The sequence below is a fragment of the Halomonas sp. 3D7M genome (assembly GCF_014897885.1).
Lineage (GTDB): Bacteria > Pseudomonadota > Gammaproteobacteria > Pseudomonadales > Halomonadaceae > Vreelandella.
This window is the reverse complement of record NZ_JABUZF010000078.1, coordinates 1-5916: the sequence shown is the minus strand read 5'-3', so window position 1 is coordinate 5916 and position 5916 is coordinate 1. Positions and strand designations below refer to the sequence as shown.

7 protein-coding genes are annotated in these 5916 nt (G+C 49.6%); 3 read left to right on the top strand and 4 right to left on the bottom strand.

All coding sequences use genetic code 11. The features are described from left to right. On the bottom strand, positions 1 to 1068 hold a 1068-nt coding region (locus tag INT22_RS02550; RefSeq protein ID WP_193067617.1), incomplete at its 3' end, for an MFS transporter. 136 nt (positions 1069 to 1204) lie between these two features. On the opposite strand from INT22_RS02550, the gene INT22_RS02545 reads away from it, so the two are divergent. Further along, positions 1205 to 2581, top strand: coding sequence for an aminotransferase-like domain-containing protein (locus tag INT22_RS02545; protein WP_193067616.1), 1377 nt, complete (start codon positions 1205 to 1207; stop codon positions 2579 to 2581). Positions 2582 to 2593: 12 nt separating this feature from the next. On the opposite strand, the gene INT22_RS02540 is transcribed toward INT22_RS02545, so the two are convergent. Both INT22_RS02540 and INT22_RS02535 read right to left on the bottom strand, forming a co-directional pair. Continuing rightward, positions 2594 to 3358, bottom strand: coding sequence for a metallophosphoesterase (locus tag INT22_RS02540; protein ID WP_193067615.1), 765 nt, complete (start codon positions 3356 to 3358; stop codon positions 2594 to 2596). A 34-nt stretch (positions 3359 to 3392) separates the two neighbouring features. After that, positions 3393 to 4220: an alpha/beta fold hydrolase gene (locus tag INT22_RS02535; RefSeq protein WP_193067614.1), complete on the bottom strand. Its 828-nt coding sequence runs from the start codon at positions 4218 to 4220 to the stop codon at positions 3393 to 3395. A 604-nt stretch (positions 4221 to 4824) separates the two neighbouring features. Between INT22_RS02535 and INT22_RS21735 the strand changes: the two genes are divergently transcribed. Next, complete coding sequence (locus tag INT22_RS21735; RefSeq protein WP_264298800.1) at positions 4825 to 4947, top strand: hypothetical protein; 123 nt, start codon at positions 4825 to 4827, stop codon at positions 4945 to 4947. A 57-nt stretch (positions 4948 to 5004) separates the two neighbouring features. Here the strand turns inward: INT22_RS21735 and speG are convergent, their stop codons facing one another. After that, positions 5005 to 5529, bottom strand: a complete 525-nt coding sequence (gene speG / locus INT22_RS02530; protein WP_038481953.1) for a spermidine N1-acetyltransferase — start codon at positions 5527 to 5529, stop codon at positions 5005 to 5007. A gap of 98 nt (positions 5530 to 5627) precedes the next feature. Between speG and INT22_RS02525 the strand changes: the two genes are divergently transcribed. Next, positions 5628 to 5916: beta-eliminating lyase-related protein (locus tag INT22_RS02525; protein ID WP_193067613.1), on the top strand; the 289-nt coding region annotated here is incomplete at its 3' end.

Sequence of the window (5916 nt, the reverse complement as noted above, 5' to 3'; positions counted from 1 at the left end):
TACCCTGTGAGAAATCCGGGCTAGGGCATCGATAAGCACTCCCGTTGTGATCACTGGAATACTGAAACCAATGTAGGCCATTAGAAAATACCCAGCGCTCGCTTGGGTAGAAGATGGGCCAGCCACGGCTAACACGCCACTTAATCCGCCCAGGTAAATAAAGCCGTAACAGGCGCTGCTAGCCATGACCGTACCTAGTAGCAATATGGGTAAGTGCCCCGCGATAGCTCCCCAAGCAATCAGCCCATAAGCCGGTGGCAGAATCGCAAGTCCCAATAACGTAGACCGATATGACGACAACTTTCTGGCCCAGGGTTGAAATAACACGCCACAGCTGCAAATACCGAAAACAGCGAAACCACTCCAAACGCTTAAACCATGCTGGTCTAAAGCGGAAGGCAATATGGCAATCACCAGCCCCACCGTGGCCCAGGCAATTAGGATCGCAAAGCCAAACCGAATGGCTCCATTTGGGAAGCTAGGCAAACGGAGCATGCTGCCTTTCGGCCCGCTCGGCATGCCTTTTCGCAACGTCAACACGCCTATTAATGCGAAAGCGCTAATGCATAGATATAACCACAAACTGGGGGGCGTTAAGCTAGGCGTAGTAACGATAAAAACGCTAGTCACCGCTGCCCCTAAACCGAAGCCAAGCGCGCTGCTAATCGTGACGTAACTGGTAGAAGCTTGTTTATCATCGCCTTGCCATAATTGTTGCATATAGGCTGGCGCCACCGCGGATGCCAGCGCGGTCCCCACCCCAAGTAGAAAACGCGCCACGCCGAGCATTACGATGCTAGGCGCTATTAGCATCAGGCAAGTGGCCAACATATTAAGCAGTAACGCAGTGACAATGATTGCTTTGTAACCTACCCGCTCGGCCAAGCCATTAAGCCCCAGCAATACAGGCATTACCCCTGCTACGTAACAGGCAAACGCAATTGTCGTGGCACCAACACCAACCCCGCCTTGCGCTGCCAACGCACCATATAGCGGTGCCTGCAAATTAACGGCCGTGGTGATCATACATAGCCCGAAAGCAAGGCGGGCTGCGCTGTACTGGTTCATGCATTAACTCACTTGAGATTGCTAAAAGAACCATAAAGCTCGCACGCTTATTCAAGCGGGGTAAGATACACTGGGCCACTATTATTGAGGCACTGTTCCGGTTTTTTAATGAACAGTTGATCCAGCAGGACTATCTATGAAGTTAACAGTTGATCGGCATGCCAATACGCCTATTGCACAGCAACTTGAAGAGGCGATCAGCACTTGGATTAAACAAAACAAACCTGGTAATGGCAGCCGCCTACCCTCAATTCGCTATTTAGCTGCGACACATCACGTTAGCCGCAATGCGGCTATTGAAGCTTACGAGCGTTTAATCGCGGCAGGGTTGGTGCGCTCAAAACCGGGGGCAGGATTTTTTGTTGCCGATAGTCCACCAAGCGAGCATCAAACAGTTTCAAGCCCACTGCAGGAAGTGACCAACGGGCTTTGGGGACTTTTTAGTGCCGATGAGACGGCCCTGCCCCTTGGATGTGGTTGGTTACCCAGTCATTGGCGGGAGAGCGATGATTTAACCTATGCGATCCGCCAAGTTGCGCGTATGAATCGCGCGGACATTTTTGAATACAGCACCCCCCAAGGCCCCACGGCGTTACGCCACTTAATACAAGAGCGACTTCGGCTTTTAGCGATCACGACAAATCATCAGCAAATTGTCACCACCAGCGGCAGCAGTCATTCGCTAGATTTATTAGTGCGCTTGCTTCTCGAACCCGGAGACGTTGTCTTCGTCGAATCACCAGGCTATTACAACCTATTTGGCCTACTCCATCTGCAACGTGTTCGTGTCATCGGCGTGCCTCGCTTAGCCGACGGTCCTGATCTTGAACGCTTAGAAGAATTACTTGCAGAGCATCGGCCGACGCTTTTTTATACCAACAGCGTTTTTCAAAACCCCACAGGGGGAACGCTAACGCCCACCATTGCGCATCGCTTATTACAATTAGCCGAGCAGTACGATTTCAAACTGATAGAAGATGATATATACGCAGACTTTCAACATACGCCAAGTGCTCGCTTAGCTGCGTTAGATGGCCTTAACCGGGTTATTTACTTGGGCAGTTTTTCAAAAAGCCTCTCCTCTTCGCTGCGCGTTGGTTATATCGCGGCGCCTTCTTCAATGGTGCAACGCATTGTCGATATCAAAATGCTAACCAGCATTTCTTCTTCACGCTTTGCAGAGCAAGTCATTACCACCATGCTTCAAAACGGTAGTTACCGAAAGCTGACGGAGCGGTTAAGTGCTAGGCTTGCCAACCACATGTCCCTGGCGCTTGCGATGCTCAAACGTGCTAATTGGGATGTTTATACCGAGCCTACCGGCGGGATGTTTGTGTGGGCAAAGCCACCGGCAGCGATAACATCTGAACGATTGAGTGAACTGGCTGATGACTGGAAAGTTACCCTGTCGCCTGGACATTTATTCTTTGCCGATCATCAACCAACGCCCTGGCGGCGACTCAACGTTGCTTATATGCAGGATCCAAGAGCGAAAGGGTTTATTGAAGGATAATTCAATGACCTATCAATCAACCTCCACCACCAAGCTCGGCTCAAATAACGCTGGAGTGAACTCATAGGGATAACCGCCTGGATTAGCGATGACGCGCGTGCCGTTACATAAAGTATCGACGGGCTCATGGACGTGGCCATGCACCCATAGGTCCATCTTGCCCATCAATTGAGGTAGGTGGGAGGCAAAGGCTGGGGACAATGCATCGCCAAGATACTGTTCAGGAATGCAGCTGTGTAACGGCGCGTGATGACTAATAACAACGCGTGGCCCATCAAAGGGTTGCTCAAGCTCATTACTAAGCCAAGCAAGTGCTTCAACGTGTAATTCTTGGCTAGCTTGAGGGGTAAAGACCTGATCTTGAGCTGTTGTCACGATGCTAAAATCGGGCATATAGCGCAATGCTTTAGCGTCGGTCTCTGCTGGGTTGTGCGTTGGGTCATCGGCATAGAGCGCAAAATCAGTCCATAACGTGGTGCCAAAAAAACGCACTCCCCCGATAGTCACCGCTCGATTATCCAGCAACTCAATATTGTAGTGCTTGGCTTCGATGGCGAGCTCTTCACGGAGTAGCGGCATGCAGGTACCGTAAAACTCATGGTTGCCCGGCACATATAAAATAGGCATTGCTGGAAACCGCTGCCTGGCCCAGGCAAGCCCTTCCGTTTTCTGGTGAATATCGCCCGCCAAAATGATGAGATCGGCCTCTACCTCTGGCAATTCGCGGTCGCCATCAAAAAACTCCAAATGAAGGTCGGATAAAATTCGCAAGCGCATAGTATTCCTCACTTTTCCCTGTGTAATGGTCGTTTTATGGCGTAAGCCGCTCAATAAATTCTCTCACATAGTGAACAACCACAGCTTCCACTTCACGGTGTGGCACATGCCCAACGCCCGGCAGTATTTCACTGTGTGCTGAACCTCGGGTATAGCGAGCGATGCGTTCAGGTTGGCGATGCGAACCATATTCATCATTTTCACCATGAAGCACCAGCGTGGGGCAGTGAACGCGCTGAAGAGCAGGAGTAAGCGACCAGTGTTCAAATGCTGGATGTAACCACGTGTCTATCCAGCCATTCAGTACCCAACGAGCTTTATCACCGTGATACTTTTCTAATTTGGCAAATTGTTCCGACATTTGAAAGACAGCCCGTGCCTCTTCAATACCTTGTCGCGTGCGTGGCTCATTTAATGCCTGCGCTGCAATGGTAATCACTCCTTGGCACTGCTCTACATACTGCCCTGCACAGTGCACCGCCATACAACCGCCAACACTATGCCCCAACGCAATAAAATGCGTTAACTGAAACGCATTCTGAAGTGCCGCAAAGCTAGTAGAGGGTTCATCGTCGATAAAGCTCAGCAGTGGCGGCGCCAGGCACGCATCGGAGCGCCCAAACCCTAGACGGTCATAAGCAATCACTCGTCGTTGGGTCGCCGCACATAGCGCTGCTGGAAAGCTACGCCATAAATCCACACAGCCTAACGAGTCATGGAGCAGGACAATGGGCACGTCTGAGCGCAAATGAGACGTTTCCCAAGTACGAGTAAACAGGCGACCACGTGGAGTTGCCACCCAGCGGTCTTGGAAGATAGGTTCAGGATTGAGAGTGTCAGAATCGGCAGTTGTTGGCACCATGATATAGCTCGTTGTTTTATTGATTAGTTATAGGTATGTCATCAGCATACCATTCTAGGTACATAAGATTGTGCACCACTTATTTTGTTAACAATGGTTAAAATGCTGCACCGCAACAAAAATAGCCTATACTCTAGGTGTGTCCCAATAGGAGGACCACCTTATGATCTCTACATTCGGATTATCGACACAAGATGACGAGGTACTCGCTTTTTGGCGTCGTCAAGCCCATTGGCAGCATGCTGCTAATGAAGCATTAGCGGCCTATTTCGGCTAAAAGAAGCATTTTTATCGCCATCTCTCCCCTATAGACGAAAAGATAACGACACAAGCCGACTTTTTTAGTCGGCTTTTTTATATTATGAAAATCTTTTCCATTCAAGGATATAGATGATCAGCCATTGATTTTGTAAGCCATTTCTTACACGTTATAGCAATTTTCCTACATCTTTAGGACTAGCTTTAAGGGCTGAAATGCGCATAGACTTTAACCCGCAGCTAACTTGCTGCATCGCACAAAGAAAACTATGTATAACTAAACTAGGGTCACTAGAGCCCAGGATGGCTGAACCGTCCCTCAACCTCTGAATTAGGAGTACTCGCCATGTCATCTTTCGCTGCTCAAGATCAGACAGTAGAAGTGGATGTGATGCAGGTTTGGGCTAATCGTGCCCAACAGCAACGCGCAGCTTTCGACGCCATCGCTGCTTATATGAGTCAGCAGTAAGCAACAACGCCTCAGCCTTTGGTTAATTTTCGGCCTGAGGTGTTGTCGTCTTGTTTATCAAGCCAACTGCGCTAAGTAAGTGTCCTGCAAGATATACATTCGCTTCACATCGCGATATTTGCCGTTGATGAAGAACTCTTCAACCAAATGGCCCTCCTCTATGAAGCCGCTCTCCTCGTAAAGATGAATAGCTTTAACGTTCTCCACCGCCACAATCAGGTATATTTTGTGTAGGTTTAAAATCGTGAACGAGTAGTGCAGCGCTTGACGGATTAATGACCGGGCAAACCCTTTGCCCTGATGATCTGGCGTGATAATGATCTGAAATTCACCGCTGCGGTGAATGTAGTCGATTTCAATCAGCTCGACTAAACCAATGGCATGCCCATCGCTGTCCTCTGCTACAAAGCGCCGTTCGGCGTTGTCATGAATATGTTTGTTATAAAGCTCCTCGAGCTCATCAAAGGATTCGTAAGGCTCTTCAAACCAATACGACATGATGCTCTGGTTATTATTTAGCTCGTGAACAAAGCGCAGATCGTTGCGTTCCAGGGCACGGAGCTTTAGATCGGTGGCGAGCATGACTCTGTCCTTTCTCTACGTATTGAGGTTTCGCTTTTCGCGCTTATTAGACATGCAGTATGCTCGAAAAGAGTTTTTTGTCATCACAGGAGTTTCGCATGATTGACCTACGCAGTGACACGGTGACTCGGCCTTCCCCCGCCATGAAAGATGCCATGATGGCCGCTCCAGTGGGCGATGATGTATGGGGTGATGACCCAACGGTCAACACGTTTCAGGAAAAGCTGGCTGAGCAGGCAGGCAAAGAAGCGGCGCTGCTATTTCCAAGCGGCACACAAAGCAACCTAGTGGCACTCATGGCCCACTGCGAGCGCGGTGACGAGTACATTGTAGGACAGTCAGCCCATACTTATCGCTATGAAGGCGGTGGCGCAGCAGTGTTAGGCA